At 66.5% G+C, this 18910-nt stretch carries 16 protein-coding genes; 9 read left to right on the forward strand and 7 right to left on the reverse strand.

The window, feature by feature from the left end; translation table 11 throughout:
• From secD to ACAG21_RS20245, 5 genes are all read left to right on the forward strand, one after another.
• On the forward strand, positions 1–1341 hold a 1341-nt coding region (gene secD, locus ACAG21_RS20225), incomplete at its 5' end, for a protein translocase subunit SecD (protein WP_370498044.1).
• The gene (secF, locus tag ACAG21_RS20230; RefSeq protein ID WP_370498045.1) at positions 1338–2597 is read left to right on the forward strand and encodes a protein translocase subunit SecF; all 1260 of its coding nucleotides are present in this window, start codon (positions 1338–1340) and stop codon (positions 2595–2597) included. The genes secD and secF, both read left to right, overlap by 4 nt.
• A 5-nt stretch (positions 2598–2602) precedes the next feature.
• Positions 2603–4252, forward strand: coding sequence for an ABC transporter substrate-binding protein (locus ACAG21_RS20235; RefSeq protein ID WP_370498046.1), 1650 nt, complete (start codon positions 2603–2605; stop codon positions 4250–4252).
• Complete coding sequence (locus ACAG21_RS20240; protein WP_370498226.1) at positions 4249–4791, forward strand: adenine phosphoribosyltransferase; 543 nt, start codon at positions 4249–4251, stop codon at positions 4789–4791. Before ACAG21_RS20235 ends, ACAG21_RS20240 begins: the two co-directional genes overlap by 4 nt.
• 32 nt (positions 4792–4823) lie before the next feature.
• Positions 4824–7193 (forward strand): bifunctional (p)ppGpp synthetase/guanosine-3',5'-bis(diphosphate) 3'-pyrophosphohydrolase, encoded by a 2370-nt coding sequence (locus ACAG21_RS20245; RefSeq protein WP_370498047.1) that lies wholly within the window; start codon positions 4824–4826, stop codon positions 7191–7193.
• Positions 7194–7247: 54 nt separating this feature from the next.
• Here the strand turns inward: ACAG21_RS20245 and ACAG21_RS20250 are convergent, their stop codons facing one another.
• The 4 genes from ACAG21_RS20250 to ACAG21_RS20265 all read right to left on the reverse strand — a co-directional run bounded on the left by ACAG21_RS20250 (position 7248) and on the right by ACAG21_RS20265 (position 13575).
• The gene (locus ACAG21_RS20250) at positions 7248–8912 is read right to left on the reverse strand and encodes a protein kinase (protein ID WP_370498048.1); all 1665 of its coding nucleotides are present in this window, start codon (positions 8910–8912) and stop codon (positions 7248–7250) included.
• A gap of 20 nt (positions 8913–8932) precedes the next feature.
• Positions 8933–10681 (reverse strand): protein kinase, encoded by a 1749-nt coding sequence (locus tag ACAG21_RS20255; protein ID WP_370498227.1) that lies wholly within the window; start codon positions 10679–10681, stop codon positions 8933–8935.
• A gap of 115 nt (positions 10682–10796) precedes the next feature.
• Positions 10797–12539, reverse strand: a complete 1743-nt coding sequence (locus ACAG21_RS20260) for a protein kinase (RefSeq protein ID WP_370498228.1) — start codon at positions 12537–12539, stop codon at positions 10797–10799.
• Positions 12540–12675: 136 nt separating this feature from the next.
• Positions 12676–13575 carry a peptidylprolyl isomerase gene (locus tag ACAG21_RS20265; protein WP_370498049.1) on the reverse strand — a complete coding sequence of 300 codons (900 nt, stop codon included), beginning with the start codon at positions 13573–13575 and terminating at the stop codon, positions 12676–12678.
• A gap of 104 nt (positions 13576–13679) precedes the next feature.
• Here ACAG21_RS20265 and ACAG21_RS20270 point away from each other — a divergent pair, with 104 nt between their 5' ends.
• Both ACAG21_RS20270 and hisS read left to right on the forward strand, forming a co-directional pair.
• Positions 13680–14342 carry an MBL fold metallo-hydrolase gene (locus tag ACAG21_RS20270; RefSeq protein ID WP_370498229.1) on the forward strand — a complete coding sequence of 221 codons (663 nt, stop codon included), beginning with the start codon at positions 13680–13682 and terminating at the stop codon, positions 14340–14342.
• Positions 14339–15625, forward strand: coding sequence for a histidine--tRNA ligase (hisS, locus tag ACAG21_RS20275; protein WP_370498050.1), 1287 nt, complete (start codon positions 14339–14341; stop codon positions 15623–15625). Before ACAG21_RS20270 ends, hisS begins: the two co-directional genes overlap by 4 nt.
• On the opposite strand, the gene ACAG21_RS20280 is transcribed toward hisS, so the two are convergent.
• From ACAG21_RS20280 to ACAG21_RS20290, 3 genes are read right to left on the reverse strand one after another with little or no spacing between them, the layout of a single operon-like run.
• Complete coding sequence (locus tag ACAG21_RS20280) at positions 15603–16715, reverse strand: NADH:flavin oxidoreductase (protein WP_370498051.1); 1113 nt, start codon at positions 16713–16715, stop codon at positions 15603–15605. The two genes, hisS and ACAG21_RS20280, sit on opposite strands and share 23 nt — an antisense overlap.
• A 5-nt stretch (positions 16716–16720) precedes the next feature.
• Positions 16721–17158: a hypothetical protein gene (locus tag ACAG21_RS20285; RefSeq protein WP_370498052.1), complete on the reverse strand. Its 438-nt coding sequence runs from the start codon at positions 17156–17158 to the stop codon at positions 16721–16723.
• Entirely contained in the window at positions 17155–17640 is a 486-nt protein-coding gene (locus tag ACAG21_RS20290; RefSeq protein WP_370498053.1) for a peroxiredoxin family protein, read from the reverse strand. Before ACAG21_RS20290 ends, ACAG21_RS20285 begins: the two co-directional genes overlap by 4 nt.
• A 93-nt stretch (positions 17641–17733) precedes the next feature.
• Between ACAG21_RS20290 and ACAG21_RS20295 the strand changes: the two genes are divergently transcribed.
• Both ACAG21_RS20295 and ACAG21_RS20300 read left to right on the forward strand, forming a co-directional pair.
• A complete protein-coding gene (locus ACAG21_RS20295) occupies positions 17734–18381 on the forward strand; it encodes a TetR/AcrR family transcriptional regulator (RefSeq protein ID WP_370498054.1) in 648 nt (215 codons plus the stop codon).
• Positions 18382–18608: 227 nt separating this feature from the next.
• Positions 18609–18896: a hypothetical protein gene (locus ACAG21_RS20300; protein WP_370498055.1), complete on the forward strand. Its 288-nt coding sequence runs from the start codon at positions 18609–18611 to the stop codon at positions 18894–18896.
• Positions 18897–18910: the final 14 nt, after the last annotated feature.

An 18910-nucleotide genomic window follows, 5' to 3' on the forward strand; every position in this document is an offset into this window, starting at 1 on the left:
AGCGTCTCCCCGGCTGCCACCCGGTCCAGGCACCGCCCGGCGCGCGTTCGCAGTTCGTCCAGCCCGACCCAGCCGCCGGTCGCCCGGCGACCGGCGCCACAGCCGCGTCCGTACCCGCAAGACCCGCCGCCGAGCCCCAGCCCCGCGCCGGCACCCGGAGGCCCGGCCGCCGACGCCCCGCCACCAGAGGTGCCCGGGCCGCCCGATCCGCGCAAGGATCTCGCCGACCGCATCAAGGTGATGAAGGATTTCCGGCAGAGCAACAACCCCTACATTCAGATGGTTGCTCAGCAGTGGGTTGCCGCCCACTGCGACAAAGACGACATCCTGGCCGGCAACGACGACCCGGCCCTGCCGCTGATCACCTGCTCGACGGACCACAAATACGTCTACTTGCTGGGGCCATCGATCATCAGCGGTGATCAGATCCAGGACGCCAGCTCGACGATGAACCAGCGCGGCATCGGCTACGTCGTCGACGTTCAGTTCAAGCCCGCCGCGGCCAACACCTGGGCGGACTTCACCGCCGCCCACATCGGCACCCAGACCGCGTTCACGCTGGACTCTCAGGTCGTGAGTGCGCCGATGATCCAGGAAGCGATCCCCGGCGGCCGCACCCAGATCTCCGGTGGCGACCCGCCGTTCACCGCCGCCACCGCCAAGCAGCTGGCCAACGTGCTCAAGTACGGCTCGCTGCCGCTGTCCTTCGAATCGTCGGAAGCCCAAACCGTTTCGGCGACACTGGGATTGACCTCGCTGCGGGCCGGTTTGATCGCGGGCGCGATCGGCTTGATCCTGGTGCTGCTGTACTCGCTGCTCTACTACCGGGTGCTGGGATTGCTGACGGCAGTATCCCTCATTGCTTCGGGCGCAATGATTTTCGCGATCCTGGTGCTACTTGGACGGCAGATCAACTACACCCTGGACCTGGCGGGTATCGCCGGTCTGATCATCGGTATCGGCACTACCGCGGACTCGTTCGTGGTGTTCTTCGAGCGCATCAAAGACGAAATCCGCGAAGGCCGTTCGTTCCGCTCGGCCGTGCCGCGAGGCTGGGTACGTGCCCGCAAGACGATCGTGTCGGGTAACGCCGTCACCTTCCTGGCCGCCGCCGTGCTCTACGGCCTGGCGATCGGCCAGGTGCGCGGATTCGCCTTCACGTTGGGCCTTACCACGGTCCTCGACATTGTGGTGGTGTTCCTGGTGACCTGGCCGCTGGTCTACCTGGCCTCCAAGTCTCCGACGCTGGCCAAGCCCAAATACAACGGCCTGGGTGCTGTCCAGCAGGTCGCCCGCGAACGCCGGGCTGCAGACCTGAAGACGGGACGGGGAACGCGATGACCGCCAAAGACACCGACGCGACCGAGCTCACCGAATCCACCGATGCCGTGGAGCTGATGTCGGACTCCAGCGCGCAGCCGCCGCAGCACGGCTTTCTCGCCCGGCTCTACACCGGGACCGGCGCCTTCGAGGTCGTCGGGCGGCGCCGGTTGTGGTACGGCATCAGCGGGGCGATCGTCGCGATCGCGATCCTGTCGATCATCGTGCGTGGCTTTACCTTCGGAATCGACTTCAAGGGCGGCACCACGGTGTCGTTCCCGCGCGGCAACGTCGCGACCTCGCAGGTGCAGGACGTGTTCCGCAAGACCCTGGGCCGGGACGCCGAATCGGTGGTCATCGTCGGCAACGGCGGCTCGGCGACGGTGCAGATCAGCTCCGAAACGCTGACCAACGACCAGACGACGAAGCTGCGCAACGCACTGTTCGACGCGTTTGCGCCCAAGGGCGCCGACGGCAAGCCGAGCAAGGCGGCGATCAGCGACTCCGCGGTCTCGGAGACCTGGGGCGACCAGATCACCAAGAAGGCCCTGATCGCGCTCGGCGTGTTCCTGGTGCTGGTCAGCGTCTACATCATGGTGCGCTACGAGCGCTACATGTCGATATCGGCGCTGACGACCATGGTTTTCGACCTCACCGTCACCGCCGGGGTGTATTCGCTGGTGGGTTTCGAGGTCAGCCCGGCGACGGTGATCGGCCTGCTGACCATTCTCGGGTTCTCGCTGTACGACACCGTCATCGTCTTCGACAAGGTCGAAGAGAACACCAAAGACTTCCAGCACCGAAACCGGCGCACCTTCGCCGAGGAAGCCAACCTGGCGATCAATCAGACCTTCATGCGCTCGATCAACACCAGCCTGATCTCGGTCCTGCCGGTGCTGGCGCTGATGGTGGTGGCGGTGTGGTTGCTGGGCGTTGGCACGCTGAAGGACCTGGCGCTGGTGCAGCTGGTCGGCATCCTGGTCGGCACCTACTCGTCGATCTTCTTCGCCACCCCGCTGCTGGTCACGCTGCGTGAGCGCACCGAACTGGTGAAAAACCACACCCGCCGCGTGCTCAAGCGACGCAAGCCCGGGACGCCGGAGCCGGCGGTCAGCTCGGCCGACGCGGCATCTGACGCAGAGACCACCACCGAGACGAAAAAGGCCGCGGCGCCGTCCGGCGAGTCCGCACCGAACAAGCCGGCGCCGGGTGCACGGCCCGTGCGACCCACCGGTACCCGACGCCCGAGCGGCAAGCGAAACGCCGGCCGGCGGTAGCCGCGATGCTCAGGCGGGCCGCGGGTATTTCGCTGACCGTTGCTCTGGCCGTCGCGTTCGCGGTGACGGGATGCTCGGGGAGCGCGGCCTCGCAGATCGACTACGTCGTCGACGGCCGGCTGAGCACCTACAACGCCAACACCACCGTCGGGTTCGCGTCGGCCGGGGCGCAGGCGTTCGCCCGCACGCTGACCGGGTTCGGCTATCACGGCCCCGACGGACAGGTCGTCGCCGATCACGACTTCGGGTCTGTCACGGTGGTGAGCGGCTCACCGCTGGTGCTCGACTACCAGATCGCCGACAGCGCGGTCTACTCGGACGGCAAGCCGCTGACCTGCGACGACCTGGTGCTCGCCTGGGCCGCTCAGTCGGGCCGGTTTCCCGGATTCGACGCCGCCACCCAGGCCGGTTACGTCGACATCGCCAACATCGAATGCATACCAGGACAGAAGAAGGCGCGGGTTTCGTTCGTCCCGGACCGCGGCGTCGTGGACTACACCCAGCTGTTCGACGCGACCACGATGATGCCGTCGCACGTGATCGCCGACCAGCTGAATATCGACGTGACGGCGACGCTGCTCAGCAACAATCCCCAGTCGGTCGCGCCGATCGCGCAACTGTGGAACACCACCTGGGACCTCAAGCCCGGTCTCACACACGACGAGATCGCCAAGCGCTTCCCGTCGTCGGGACCGTACAAAATCGAATCCGTGCTGGACGACGGCGCCGTGGTGCTGGTCGCCAACGACCGGTGGTGGGGTCCCAAGGCGATCACCAAGCGGATCACCGTGTCACCGCAGGCGCCCGACATCCAGGACCGGGTCAACAACCGCAGTGTCGACGTGGTGGATGTCGCGGCCGGGTCGTCGGGAACGCTGAACACCCCGGACAACTACGAGCGCACCGATTCGGCAGCGGCGGGCATCGAGCAGCTGATCTTCGCGCCGCAGGGACCGCTGGCCGAGAACAACAATCGCCGCACGTTCGCGCTGTGCGTTCCCCGTGACGTGATCGCCCGGGACGCCGGGGTGCCGATCGCCAACTCCCGGCTGTCTCCGGTCGCCGAGGACGCCGTCGCGCAGGCCGACGGTGCCGCCGAGGCGAGCCCGTACAACAAGGCGGACCCGGTCGCGGCCCGCGCCGCGCTGGGTGGCGCGCCGCTCGCGGTGCGAATCGGCTACCAGGGCCCCAACGCACGACTCGCGGTCACCGTCGGGACGATCACCAAGTCGTGCGCCGCCGCGGGCATCAATGTCTCCAACGTCACACTCGACACCTCCGGACCCCAGGCGCTGCGGGACGGAAAGATCGACGTTCTGCTGGCCAGCACCGGTGGAGCCAGCGGCAGCGGGTCCACCGGATCGTCCTCGATGGACGCCTACGACCTGCACAGTGGCAACGGCAACAACCTGTCGGGATACGCGAATCCGCAGGTCGACGGCGTAATCGGTGCGCTTGCGGTGTCCGGCGACCCGGCCGAGCGCGTTCGGCTGCTGGCCGAGGCAGCGCCGGTACTCTGGGGTGATATGCCGACGATGCCCCTATATCGCCAGCAGCGCACGTTGCTGATGTCGAAGAAGATGTACGCAGTCAGCGCGAATCCGACCCGCTGGGGCGCGGGATGGAACATGGACCGATGGGCTTTGATGCAGTGACGGATATTCGCGAGGGCGCGGCCTTAGCCGACCTCATCGCGTCGTTGACCCGCGACGTTTCCAACTTTCCGAAGCGAGGAGTCCAGTTCAAGGACCTCACTCCGCTGTTCGCCGACCGAACGGCGATGAAGGCGGTGATCGACGCGCTCGCTGACATCTCCGCCGGCTCGGATCTGGTCGCCGGGATCGAATCGCGAGGATCGTTGGTGGCCGCGGCCGTCGCCGCCCGGCTCGGCACCGGCGTGCTGTCCATCCGCAAGGAGGGCAAGCTGCCACCGCCGGTGCTGCGCGAGAAGTACACCCGCGAATACGGTCCCGCCGCGATCGAGATCCCCGCCGACGGTCTGGACTTGCGCGGCACCAGCATCACGATCATTGACGACGTGCTGGCCACCGGCGGCACTCTCGGCGCGGCCAATCGGTTGCTCGAGCGGGCCGGGGCCAACGTGACCGGTGCGGCCGTACTGGTGGAAATCACCGCGCTGGGCGGCCGGGAGGCGATCGCGCCTTTGGCGGTAGACAGCCTGAGCCGCGTTTAGACGGGATATCCTCGAGGTCGGAGGTGACCAACGTGGCGGATGAGCAAGGCACGGCGCAAGCTGTTGTGCCGCCCACGGACTCGCTGCCGGCCCTCGACGCGCCGAGCTCGCCGGAGCCACCGGCCGAAACCCTGAAGACGTCCAGCAGCGCGTCGCGTCGCGTCCGGGCCCGGCTGGCCCGGCGGATGACCGCTCAGCGCAGCGCATTCAATCCCGTGCTCGAGCCGCTGGTGGCGGTGCACCGGGAGGTCTATCCGAAGGCGAACTTCTCGATGCTCAACCGAGCCTTCGAGGTCGCCGACCAACGTCACGCCAGTCAACTGCGCCGCTCCGGGGATCCCTACATCACCCACCCGCTGGCCGTCGCCAACATTCTCGCCGAATTAGGTATGGACACCACCACTTTGGTGGCCGCGCTGCTGCACGACACCGTCGAGGACACCGGATACACGCTGGAGGCGCTGAGCGAGGAATTCGGCGAAGAGGTGGGCCATCTCGTCGACGGCGTGACCAAGCTGGACCGCGTCGAGCTGGGCAACGCCGCCGAAGGCGAGACCATCCGCAAGATGATCACTGCGATGGCGCGTGACCCGCGGGTGCTGGTGATCAAGGTTGCCGACCGGCTGCACAATATGCGGACCATGCGGTTCCTGCCGCCGGAAAAGCAGGCGCGCAAAGCCCGCGAGACGCTGGAAGTCATTGCGCCCCTTGCGCATCGGCTGGGTATGGCCAGCGTCAAGTGGGAGCTCGAAGACCTGTCGTTCGCGATCCTTCACCCGAAGAAGTACGAGGAGATCGTTCGTCTGGTCGCCGGGCGCGCGCCGTCTCGGGACACCTACCTGGCCAAGGTTCGCGCCGAAATCGTCGCCACCCTCAGCGCGTCGAAAATCAAAGCGACAGTTGAGGGCCGGCCCAAGCACTACTGGTCGATCTACCAGAAGATGATCGTCAAGGGCCGCGACTTCGACGACATCCACGACCTGGTCGGCATTCGCATCCTGTGCGACGAGATCCGGGACTGCTATGCCGCTGTGGGTGTGGTGCACTCGCTGTGGCAGCCGATGGCGGGGCGGTTCAAGGACTACATTGCCCAGCCCAGATACGGCGTCTACCAATCACTGCACACCACGGTCGTCGGGCCCGAGGGCAAGCCGCTGGAGGTGCAGATCCGCACCCGCGACATGCACCGCACCGCCGAATACGGCATCGCCGCGCACTGGCGTTACAAGGAAGCCAAGGGCCGCAACGGTGTTCTGCATCCGCACGCCGCCGCCGAGATCGACGACATGGCCTGGATGCGGCAGCTGCTCGACTGGCAACGTGAGGCCGCGGACCCGGGCGAGTTCCTGGAGTCGTTGCGTTATGACCTTGCGGCGCAAGAGCTTTTCGTGTTCACCCCCAAGGGTGACGTCGTGACGCTGCCGACCGGGTCGACGCCGGTGGACTTCGCCTACGCGGTGCACACCGAGGTCGGCCACCGCTGCATCGGCGCCCGGGTCAACGGGCGGCTGGTGGCGCTGGAACGCAAGCTCGAAAACGGGGAAGTCGTCGAAGTTTTCACCTCCAAGGCACCCAACGCCGGACCGTCGCGGGACTGGCAGCAGTTCGTGGTGTCACCGCGCGCCAAGGCTAAGATCCGCCAGTGGTTCGCCAAGGAGCGGCGCGAGGAGGCGCTGGAGGCCGGCAAGGAAGCGATGGCCCGTGAGGTCCGTCGCGGTGGACTTCCGTTGCAGCGCTTGGTCAATGGCGAGGCCATGGCCGCGGTGGCCCGCGAGCTGCACTACACCGACGTGTCCGCGATGTACACCGCGATCGGCGAGGGGCACGTCTCGGCGCGCCACGTCGTGCAGCGGCTGCTTGCCGAGCTCGGCGGTATCGACCAGGCCGAAGAAGACCTCGCCGAAAGGTCCACGCCCACAACGATGTTGCGCCGCCCGCGCAGCACCGACGACGTCGGCGTCTCGGTCCCCGGCGCCCCCGGCGTGCTGACCAAGCTGGCCAAGTGCTGCACACCCGTGCCGGGCGACGCGATCATGGGCTTCGTCACCCGCGGCGGTGGGGTTAGCGTGCACCGCACCGACTGCACCAATGCCGCGTCACTACAGCAGCAGGCCGAGCGCATCATCGAGGTGCTCTGGGCGCCGTCGCCGTCGTCGGTGTTCCTGGTGGCGATTCAGGTCGAGGCGCTCGACCGGCACCGGTTGCTGTCGGATGTCACGCGGGTGCTCGCCGATGAGAAGGTAAACATCCTGTCGGCGTCGGTCACCACCTCGGGTGACCGAGTTGCGATCAGCCGCTTCACTTTTGAGATGGGTGACCCCAAGCATCTCGGGCACCTGCTCAACGTCGTGCGCAATGTCGAAGGCGTATACGACGTCTACCGCGTCACGTCTGCCGCGTAGCCTCAGCCGATCCGCACCGAGGTGATCGTGACCGGGCTGGACGGCAGTCCGTCGTCACCGTTGCCGAGAACGCCGGCCTTCACGATCTTGTCGATCGTCGCCAGGCCCGCCTGATCGATCGTGCCGAAGACCGTGCAGTTCGGGTCGCTGACGCTGTCCTTGTAGGTCAGATTGAATTGGCTCCCACGGATTGGGTCCGTTGAACGGCGCCGTGGTGAGCGCCCCGCGCGGGTACAGCACGGGCTGCTTGTAGGCGGGATCGTTGGGACTGTACTGGTTGGCCGGGTATTCGTTGGCGAACTCATAGCCGGGGCCGCCGGTGCCTTCGGTGTCCGGCCCGCCGCACTGCAGGATGCCGAAATCGGACTGGATCATCAGCTTGCCGCACTGGGTGCCGTTGAAGAATTGCTGTTTTGCCAGGCTGACGAAGCTGTTCACCGTGCAGGGGGCCTTCGCGTTGTCCAGCGCGATGCCGATATCGCCGACGTTGGTGGAGATGGTCGCCCTGATCACCGGCGGATCGGTGGATATCTTGCCCGACGGCGGCGGGTTGACCGGCTTGACGGACGCGTCCTGCGACGCCGGGTACTGGCAGTTGGCGCCGAGGTCGGGCGGCGGGGCAAACGCCGGCAACGCCGGAACGGGCGCACCCGGCCCGGTTCCCGGTCTGGGCTCCTTGGTGTGCACGGGGAACCGCATCGTGGTGCTGGTTGTGGCCGTGGAGGATCCACTGCCGCTATCGGTCGCCAGGACGACCACCAGCGTTATCACCGCGGCGAGCACCACGGCCGATCCGCCGACGATGGCCAGGACCATTCGCCGGGAATTCGCCGGTTTGGGCTGCTGGGATGCTCCCGATGCGGGCTGTTGCGACGGCGGCGGGCTCCAGGCCGCGGTCGCAGTCGGGCTGGTCAGGGCCATCCGCGCCGCCTGCGCCAGCTCGATGGCCGTCTGGAAGCGCTGGTCGACGTCCTTGGCCATGCCGCGGGCGACCACCGCGTCGAGCGCCTGCGATACGTCCGCCGAGGCGGCCGACGGTCGCGGCGGCGCGATGTTGAGGTGCCCGTTGAGTTGCTCCTCCATGCTGTCGCCGGGGTAGGGCAGATGTCCGGTCAGGCATTCGTAGAGCACGCAGGCCAGCGCGTAGACGTCCGCGCGGTGATCGGTCTGGCCCCGGAAACGCTCCGGGGCCATGTAGGCCATCGTGCCCATCGTGTGGCCCGTGTGCGTCAGCACGGTGTCGGCGGCGGTGCGCGCGAGCCCGAAGTCGATCAAGTACACGAAATCGCGACTGGACACCAGGATGTTGGACGGCTTGATGTCGCGGTGGATCAGCCCGACTTCGTGGGCCGTATCCAGTGCTGCCGCAACCTGTTCGATCACCGCGACGGCGCGCTCGGGGCTCAGCCGTCCGCCGTTTTCGGCGATGTAGGCGGCCAGGTCGCGGCCTTCGACCAACCGCATGTCGACATAGAGCCGGCCGTCGATCTCACCGTAGCTGTGAATGGGGACCATGTGCGGGTCGCTCAGGCTTGCCGCGATGCGTGCCTCACGCCGGAACCGTTGCTGGAATTCTTCGTCTTCGGCCAGATGCGCGGGCAGCACCTTGAGGGCAACCACCCGGTCGGTGACGGTGTCGTGGGCGCGGAACACCTGTCCCATCCCGCCGCGCCCCAGCAGGCCGAGTAGTTCGTAATGTCCGAATACTTCCGTCGACACCCAACGACCATAAGCCGTTGTTAGCTGACCCGTACCGAGTTGATCGTTACCGGGGAGGTGGGCATTCCGGTCGGCCGGTTGCCGGCGACTCCTGCCGCGGCGATCTTGTCGAGGACCGCCAGCCCGGCCGCCTCGATGTTGCCGAGCACCGTAAACGTCGGGGGAGCCTCGGTGTCCTGGTAGAACATGACGAATTGGCTACCGTTGGTATTGGGCTCGTTGGTGGCCATGATCACGGTTCCGCGCGGGTAGACCACCGTCGCCCTGAGGGCGGGATCTCCCGGCGGATATTGATTGGTGGGGTATTCGTCGGCGAATTCGTAACCGGGACCGCCGTTTCCGTCCTTATCCGGGCCACCGCACGCCAGCGTCGCGCCTTCGGAGCCGGTGGACAGGCGCGGACAGACGGTGCCGTCGAAGAATTGTTGGCGGGCAAGGCTGACGAAGCTGTTCACCGTGCACGGTGACTCGTTGTTGGCGAGCGTGATGCCGATGTCGCCGAAGTTGGTGGAGACAGTGGCGGGAATCTGCGCCGGCGTGGTGGCTACCCGGCCGGACGGAGGCAGGGTGACGGGCTTGGGGGAGGCATCCACCGAATCGGTGCCCACGGTCTGGTATTGGCAATTGGCACCCAGGTCAGGTGGCGGGGCAAATGCCGGCAACGGCGGCGCGGCATTCCCGTTCGGGGCGGCCTGGGTCGTCGCCGCTCCCGGTCCGCCGAAGGCGGGTCCCTGCTTGGGCGACCGCGGGCGGGGTGTGGCACTGGATGTCGCGTTGTTCGACGAGGAGTCCCCGTTGGTCACCAGGGCGATGACCAGCACCGTGACCATGGCCAGCGTGAACAGCGATGCCGCGACGATGCCGATGATCAGGCCCCGGTTCGACTTTTGCGGTTCCGGTTGCTGCGGGGCGTGGGCCGTCGGGCTGGGCGGGGATTGCGCCGGTGGCGGCGACGCCGGGGTGGCCGCCGTTGCCGGGTAGGGCGGCGGTGGCGGGCCTGGCGGCGCGGCGTGGCCCGCCAGTGCGGCTTTGGCGGCCTCGGCGAACTCGATGGCCGTCTGGTAGCGGTGGTTGACGTCCTTGGCCATGCCGCGGGCGACCACCTCGTCCAGGGCGGGCGGGACGCCGGGCACGGTGAACGAGGCCCGCGGCGGCGGGGAGTTGAGGTGCGCGTTGAGCTGTTCTTCGAACGTGTCGCCGGGGTAGGGCAGATGTCCGGTCAGGCATTCGTAGAGCACGCAGGCCAGCGCGTAGACATCGGCGCGGTGATCGGTGATGCCCCGGAAGCGCTCGGGGGCCATGTAGGCCATCGTGCCCATCGTGTGACCGGTGTGGGTCAGCGCGGTGTCGGCGGCGGTGCGCGCCAGCCCGAAGTCGATCAGGTACACGAAGTCGCGGTTGGACACCAGGATGTTGGACGGCTTGATGTCGCGGTGGATCAGCCCGACTTCGTGGGCCGTATCCAGTGCTGCCGCAACCTGTTCGACGACCGCCACGGCGCGCTCGGGGCTCAGCCGTCCACCGTTTTCGGCGATGTAAGCCAACAGGTCGCGGCCCTCGATCAGCCGCATGTCGACATACAGCCGGCCGTCGATCTCACCGTAGCTGTGGATCGGCACCATGTGCGGGTCGTTCAGGCTTGCCGCGATGCGCGCCTCGCGGCGGAAGCGCTGCTGAAATTCCTCGTCGTCTGCCAGATGTGCGGGCAGCACCTTGAGCGCGACGATGCGGTCCGTGCTGGTGTCATAGGCCCGAAATACCTGTCCCATGCCCCCGCGGCCCAGCAGCTCGCGTAGTTCGTAATGTCCGAATGACTCCGTCACCACGCAATGACCTTAAAGTGTCGACCCATGGGGGCACCAAGTCGGCACAACGGCTTTCGTGTCAGCCAACCCGTACCGAACTGATCGTCACCGGGGAGGTGGGCAGGCCGCTGTCCCGATTGCCGGCGACTCCCGCCGCAGCGATCTTGTCGAGCACTGCCAGGCCGGTCGCGTCGATGGTGCCGAGCACCGTGTTAACCGGAGGCATTTCGCCGTCCTTGAAGAACATGACGAATTGACTGGCGTTGGTGTTGGGCCCCTCGTTGGCCAGGGCCAGCGTCCCGCGCGGATATAGGACGGACACCCTGAGTGCGGGGTCGCCCGCAGGGTACTGGTTGACGGGGTATTCGTCGTTGAAGATGTAATTGGGGCCGCCGGTGCCGTCACTGTCGGGACCACCGCACAACAGGGTTCCGATATCGATGGCTTTGGTCAGCCGGGCGCAGACGGTGTTGGCGAAGAAGTGTTGCCGCGCCAGGCTGAGGAAGCTGTTCACCGAACACGGGGACTTGTTGTTGGCGAGCATGACGCCGATGTCGCCGAAGTTAGTGGAGATGGTCGCGGCGATCTGAGCAGGTTCGGTGGACACCTTCCCCGACGGGGGCGGGCTGACCGACTTCGTACCCGTCCCCTCCTGCGCGTCGGCCGGCACCGGCGTGTATTGACAGTTGGCACCGAGGTCGGGCGGCGGGGCGAAGGCCGGCAGCGGCGGCGGGCCTGCTGCGCTCGCGGTGGTCGGGGTCGTCGGTGCGCCAGGCACCGGCCCTCCAAATTTGGGCGTCCTGGGGTGTGGCGCGGTGCTGGAGGTCGCATTGTTCGAGGAGGAATCGCCGTTGGTCACCAGGGCGACGACCAGGATCGTCACCATCGCGAGGGTGAAGACCGACGCGGCGACGATGCCGATGATCAGCCGCCGGTTGGAGCGATGCGATTGGGGTTGTTGCGGGGTGTGGCCTGTCGGGATGGGCGCAGGATGCGGAAACGGCGGCGCCGGGGTGACCGCCGTTGCCGGGTAGGGCGGCGGTGGCGGGCTGGGCGGCGCGGTGTGGCCCGCCAGTGCGGCTTTGGCCGCCTGCGCCAGCTCGATGGCCGTCTGGTAGCGGTGGTTGACGTCCTTGGCCATGCCGCGGGCGACCACCTCGTCCAGGGCGGGGGGGACGCCGGGCACGGTGAACGACGGTCGCGGCGGCGGGGTGTTGAGGTGCGCGTTGAGCTGTTCTTCGAAGGTGTCGCCGGGGTAGGGCAGGTGTCCGGTCAGGCATTCGTAGAGCACGCAGGCCAGCGCGTAGACGTCGGCGCGGTGATCGGTCTGGCCCCGGAAGCGCTCGGGGGCCATGTAGGCCATCGTGCCCATTGTGTGGCCGGTGTGGGTCAGCGCGGTGTCGGCGGCGGTGCGCGCGAGGCCGAAGTCGATCAGGTATACGAAGTCGCGGTTGGACACCAGGATGTTGGACGGCTTGATGTCGCGGTGGATCAGGCCGACTTCGTGGGCCGTATCCAGTGCTGCCGCAACCTGTTCGACGACCGCGACGGCGCGCTCGGGGCTCAGCCGTCCGCCGTTTTCGGCGATAAAAGCCGACAGGTCGCGGCCCTCGATCAGCCGCATGTCGACATACAGTCGGCCGTCGATCTCGCCGTAGCTGTGGATGGGCACCATGTGCGGATCGCTCAGGCTTGCCGCGATGCGCGCCTCACGGCGGAACCGCTGCTGAAACTCGGTGTCTTCGGCCAGATGTGCGGGCAGCACCTTGAGCGCGACGATGCGGTCCGTGCTGGTGTCATAGGCCCGAAAGACCTGTCCCATGCCCCCGCGGCCCAGCAGCTCGCGTAGTTCGTAGTGTCCGAATGACTCCGTGACCACGCAATGACCTTAGAGTGTCGGCCCATGGGGGCACCGAATTTCACGAATCCGTAATGACCCGTGTTGCGCTGCTTCGGGTCTAGTCCAGCAGGATCGACTTGATCGTGACTTCGCTGTTCGGTGCGCCGTCTTCACCGCCACCGTTGATGCCGCCCTTGGCGATCTTGTCGAGAACGGCCAGCCCGTCAGGCTGAATCGTGCCGAAGACGGTGTACTGCGGCGGCAGCTGAGAGTCCTTGTAGACCATGAAGAACTGACTGCCGTTGGTGCCGGGTCCGGCGTTGGCCATCGCGAGGGTGCCGCGCGGATAGAGAACGGCTTCGCGCAGCTTGGGATCGTTCGGTGGGTATTGGTCGGTCGGGTACTCGTTGGCGAACTGGTAACCCGGCCCGCCGGTGCCGTCGCCCTTAGGGTCGCCGCATTGCAGCACGCCCAGTGTGTCCGATGTGGTCAGGCGGTGGCACTTGGTGTTGTCGAAGTACTTCTGTCCGATCAGACTCGCGAAACTATTGACCGTGCAAGGTGATTCGTTGTTCGCCAGCATCAGGCCGATGTTGCCCTGGCTGGTCGCCATGCTGGCGCTCACCTGCGCGGGATCCGTCGGCACCTTGCCGGTGCGCGGCGGCTTGACCGGCTTGGCGGCCGGGTCCGTCGACGGCGGGTACTGGCAGTTGGCGCCCACGGTGTCCGACGGTTTGAAGACCGGCAGCGGCGGAACCGGCGGAACCTGACCGGTTTGCGGAGTCGTGGTTCCCGACGCCGCCGGCGAGCTGCTCGTCGACGGCGCTGCCGTGTCGTGCTTGTGCTTGTTGTTCGTGTTGATCACGGTGATCACCACCGCGGCGATCACCGCGATGGCCGCAACCACGCCCGCGACGATGACTAAGACACGGCGCCTGCGGGCTTGCTTCGCCCGGCGTTCGAGCTGCCGTTCGAGTTTGCGCTTGGCGTTGGCGCGTCGCTGTTCGTTGGTCGGCACGGCCGGTATGCCTCCATGCTTGTCAGTGGGGGCGGGTTAGCAGGCTCAGGCTAATGCGGGCGGCGCGAGCGGTGTCAACTGACCCCCGTGGGAAAATGGCAAACGTGTTGATCACCGGATTTGCCGCCGGCATGTTGCAGTGCAACTGCTACGTGCTGGCCGAGCGCCCCGGTACGGACGCCGTGATCGTGGATCCGGGGCAGCGAGCGATGGCGCCGCTGCGGCGCATCCTTGACGAGAATCGGCTCACGCCCGCCGCCGTGCTTCTCACCCACGGGCACATCGATCACATGTGGTCTGCTCAGAAGGTGTCCGATACCTACGGTTGCCCGACCTACATTCATCCCGAAGACCGCTTCATGCTCAAAGACCCGATCTTCGGCATGGGGCCGCGGGTGGCACAGCTGATGACGGGTGCGTTCTTCCGCGAGCCCAAGCAGGTGATCGAACTGGACCGCGACGGCGACAAGATCGACCTGGGCAACGTCAGCGTCAACGTCGACCACACGCCCGGGCATACCCGCGGATCGGTGGTTTTCCGTGTTGCCGCGGACCAAGACGTGGTGTTTACCGGCGACACTCTGTTCGAGCGCTCGGTGGGCCGCACCGACCTGTTCGGCGGCAGCGGCCGCGATTTGCTGACCTCGATCATCGACAAGCTCCTGGTGCTCGACGACAACACCGTCGTACTGCCCGGCCACGGCGCTGCGACCACGATCGGGGCCGAGCGCCGTTTCAATCCGTTCCTCGAAGGCCTGGCCGGATGACGGAGTCATTCACCGCGTTTTCCGCACCCAAGGGCGTGCCCGACTACGTCCCGCCGGACTCGGCGCAGTTCGTCGCGGTGCGTTCCGGCCTGCTGGACGCTGCCCGCCGGGCCGGCTACGGCGACATCGAGCTGCCCATCTTCGAGGACACCGGGCTGTTCGCCCGCGGCGTTGGTGAATCCACCGACGTGGTGTCCAAGGAGATGTACACCTTCGCCGACCGCGGTGACCGCTCGGTGACGCTGCGGCCGGAGGGCACCGCCGGGGTGGTGCGCGCGGTGATCGAGCACGGCCTGGACCGCGGCGCACTGCCGGTCAAACTCTGTTACGCCGGGCCGTTTTTCCGCTATGAGCGTCCGCAGGCCGGCCGGTATCGCCAGCTGCAGCAGGTGGGCGTGGAAGCGATCGGCGTCGACGACCCCGCGCTGGACGCCGAAGTGATCGCGATTGCCGACGGCGGGTTCCGGTCGCTGGGCCTGGACGGGTTCCGGCTGGAGATCACCTCACTGGGCGATGATAGTTGCCGCCCGCAGTACCGGGAACTGTTGCAGGAGTTCTTGTTTGGGCTCGATCTCGATGAGGACACGCGCCGGCGTGCCGAGATCAACCCGCTACGCGTACTCGACGACAAGCGGCCCGAGGTGAAGGCCATGACGGCCGAGGCGCCGGTGCTGCTCGATCACCTCTCCGATGGGGCCAAGCAGCACTTCGATACGGTGTTGTCCCACCTCGATGCGCTGGGCGTGCCCTACGTCATCAACCCGCGGATGGTGCGCGGGCTGGACTACTACACCAAGACGACCTTCGAATTCGTGCACGACGGACTCGGCGCGCAATCGGGCATCGGTGGCGGCGGTCGCTACGACGGGTTGATGCGCCAGCTCGGTGGACAAGATTTGTCCGGCATCGGCTTTGGGCTCGGCGTGGACCGCACGCTGCTGGCGTTGCGCGCCGAGGGCAAGAGTGCGGGGCAGACCACCCGCTGCGACGTCTTCGCAGTTCCGCTCAGTGATGCGGCCAAGCTGCGGTTGGCGGTGCTGGGCGGTCAGTTGCGGGCCGCCGGTGTCCGGGTCGATATGGCCTACGGCGATCGCGGGCTCAAGGGTGCGATGCGCGCCGCCGACCGATCCGGTGCCCGCTTCGCCCTGGTCGCCGGTGATCGCGATCTGGAGTCCGGCACCATCGGCGTCAAGGATCTGGCGGCAGGCGAGCAGGTGTCGGTGCCGCTCGATTCGGTTGTCGCCGAGGTTCTTTCGCGTTTCAGGCGACTTCCCAATCCTTGATGTTGGCGACGGGCCCGAACACGTCGCGCGGCACATCAGGTGACAACGGTCGTCCGGATCGCACGCGCTGGGGCCAGTCGCGATTCGCCAGCGCGGGTTTGGCCAGGGCGACGACATCGGCAGCGCCCGAGTCGATGATGGCGGCGCCGTCGTTCGGGTCGTCCAGGTGGCCGTTGGCGATTATCGGCAGCCCGCTGTATTGCTTCGCAAGCTGCGCGAGCGATTTGTCTGAACCGGCGAATGCCGGTGCAAGCGCGCGATATTCGGTGGTGTGAATGTAATCGATGCCGGTGTCGGCCAGTGCGCCGAAGATGGTGGCCGCGTCGTCCTCGCCGCCCGGCCACTGATGATGGTTGTCGGAAACCTTTCCCTGCGAGATCCGGATACCGACCGCGATCTCGCCGCCGACTGCCGACGCGACGTCGTGGCAGACCTCGGCGGCGAAGCGCACCCGGTTGGCGACGCTGCCGCCGTAATCGTCGGTGCGGGTATTCAGGTAGTCGGTCAGAAATTCGTCCAGCAGATACCCGTTCGCGCCGTGGATCTCCACACCGTCGAATCCGGCGTCGCGCGCCTGCCGTGCGGCATTGACGAAGGCGCTGCGGACGTGGCCGAGGTCGTCGACGGTCATCGCGTGAGGCATTTTGAAGGGTCCGGCGCCGCGGTACATGGGTAGCTGCTCGCCTTTCGGGCGTATGGCAGACGGACCCCAGGTGACGGCGGTACGCGGGTTGCCTTGTGACTGGCTGCCGGCGTGCATGAGTTGAGCGAAGTATTTGGCCCCGCAGTCATGGACACCCTCGACCACTGGCTGCCAGGCCGCCGCGTGCTCGGCGTTCGCGATGCCCGGCTGAAAGAGATATCCCTGACTGGTCAGTTCGTCGATGTAAAGCCCCTCGGTGATCAACAGGCCGAATCCCCCCCGGGCGAATGTGCGGTAGTAGGCAGCGACCTGGTCGGTGGGCAGGCCTTCGGCCGTCGCGCTGACTCGTGTCATCGGTGCCAGAGCGACGCGATTGGCGAGTTCGACCCGTCCGATTTTCGCGGACTTGAACAAGGTCTGATAGGGCGGACACGTGTCGTCGGGCACAGTCATCACTTTCGGATCGTTTGAACGGAGGCGTTATCTCGATGGACGGCAAGCACATTCACCGCGGCCAGGCACATGCACAACAGCGGGATGAACGGGGGCTTGATCCGCAGGGGAAGCACCTCGGCTGGCACCCCCGGGTGCAGATGTACGTAGGTAGCCCCTGCCATGTTGGCAATCAGTGCGGCTGAGGCGGCGGAGGTGAGCGGGTTGGCGCGTGGAGAGTGTTTGCGTCTCAAGCGGGCAGCTGAGAGCAGACTCAACCCAATAGAAATCTCACCGACGATGCCCATCGGTATGCTGACTCGCGGCAATCGGCTGTTGGTGATCTGAACATTGAACTGCGTACGAAACGGTTCGATCAACTTCAACAATCCGAACCAAAACATCACCCAACCAAGGAATGCCGAGTTGTACCTCAAGATTTTTGCGGGGTTGCTCATCGTGAGTCCGAGTGTTCCTTGGTGTAGCGGACGAAGCCGATGACGTCGTCGGCGACCAATCGGCCGATGGCACCGCTCGAGTACACGGCGAGTCGGACCGTCCCGTCCGGCGCCAGGACGAAGCCGGTCGATTGCAGGTAGCGCGGCTCCTCGCTGACGTAGGCGCCCGTCGCTGCGGCGATCTTCTCGGCATCGGCGCTGTGGCCGACCGGGAAAGGCAGCTTGCGCTTGGACACCAGCGCTGCGGCGGTCTCGGCATCGTCGACAGAGAAGGCGACGACCTTGACGCCAAGATCGGTCAGCGCGTCGGCGGCACGGGAGAACGCGGCCAACTGCGCGTTGCAGTAGGGGCACCACGACCCGCGGTAGATCAGGACGACGCCGTAGTACCCGGCGAGATCGTCCGGCAGCGAGATGGTGCCGCCACCGACCGCTGGAAGTTCTAACGCGGGAAACTGATCACCGTTATTCAGCCGGGACATGAATTCCTCTCACGGGGTAGGCGGACGACGTGGACAAAGTGTGCTGAAGCCGAATTGGACTATCAAGTCCAATTCGATCTACACTTCTGATTCATGCCGTCCAAGGAGCGCCCCGCGGGGGCGCGGCTGACGAATCGCGGTGCGGCCACCAGAGCTCGAATCGTCGCTGCGGCCGCGTCACTCGTCCGTCGGCAGGGGGTCGCCGGAACGAGCCTGGACGACGTGATCGCCGAGACCAGCACGAGTAAGTCGCAGCTGTACCACTACTTCCCGAACAAGGAAGCGCTCATCTGCGAGGTCATCAAAACCCAACTCAGCCAGGTCATCGCGGCCCAGCAGCCAAATCTCGGCGAAGTCTCCTCGTGGGAAGGGCTGCAGCGCTGGTGCGATCATGTCTTGGCAATGGCCCGCGCTACGCACGGCGTCGGGGGTTGCCCGCTGGGTTCGCTCGTCGGCGAGCTGGCCGAACAATCCGACTCGGCGCGAGAGGAGCTTGCGCAGAGCTTCGCCGAATGGCAGGCGTATCTGTCTGCCGGCATGACGACGATGCGCGGCAATGGGGAACTGTCCGCGGATGCCGACCCCGGCGATCTCGCGTTGACCATGATGAGTGCGGTGCAAGGCGGATTGCTGATGGCGCAGACGATGCGCAGCGCGCGCCCCCTCGAACTCGCGCTGAACATGGCGCTCGGGCACATCGCCACCTACCGCTGCGACCCGAAGCAAGCGCGCCAGGCTTGAGGGCGAACGATCGGGTTCGGGTACCGGTCGATTCGGTTGTCGCCGAGGTGCTCTCGCGCTTCGGGCGGTAATCGCCGCCGGCTCTGACCGGGCGGGCGGAAATTAGCAATTCCGTCAACAAATATTCAGCGAACAGGTTCACGGCGGGCCGTGGTTATTGTACGGTCGTACAAGATTGCGCGGGACAGGCGTCGTCGCCGCGTAGGCCGGCCGATAAGGAGACGTCCGTGGAACGTGCTGAGATGCCGAGCGGGGCAACCCCTCCCAGGGTGAAGTCGTTCCGCGATTTCTCCAGCGTGGTGGTGGAGTGCGCGGCTCTGGGCGCGTCGCCCGCGCTGGGATCGCTGTCGGTACCGCCGGCCTGGCCGAAGTCCGTCCCCAGGCCCGATGAGCTCCCGGCCGCCCCGAAGGTCAAGCCACCCGGCCTCACGTACCAGGACGGCCTGATGAGCGTCATGACCGGTCGTCACGCCATCCCTGCGCAACCAGGGGAGTTGCTGGCCGACGAGGCGTGAGTGAGGTCGGGCGC

Origin of the sequence: Mycobacterium sp. pR1184, from assembly GCF_041287235.1 — a bacterium.
Taxonomy (GTDB): Bacteria; Actinomycetota; Actinomycetes; order Mycobacteriales; family Mycobacteriaceae; genus Mycobacterium.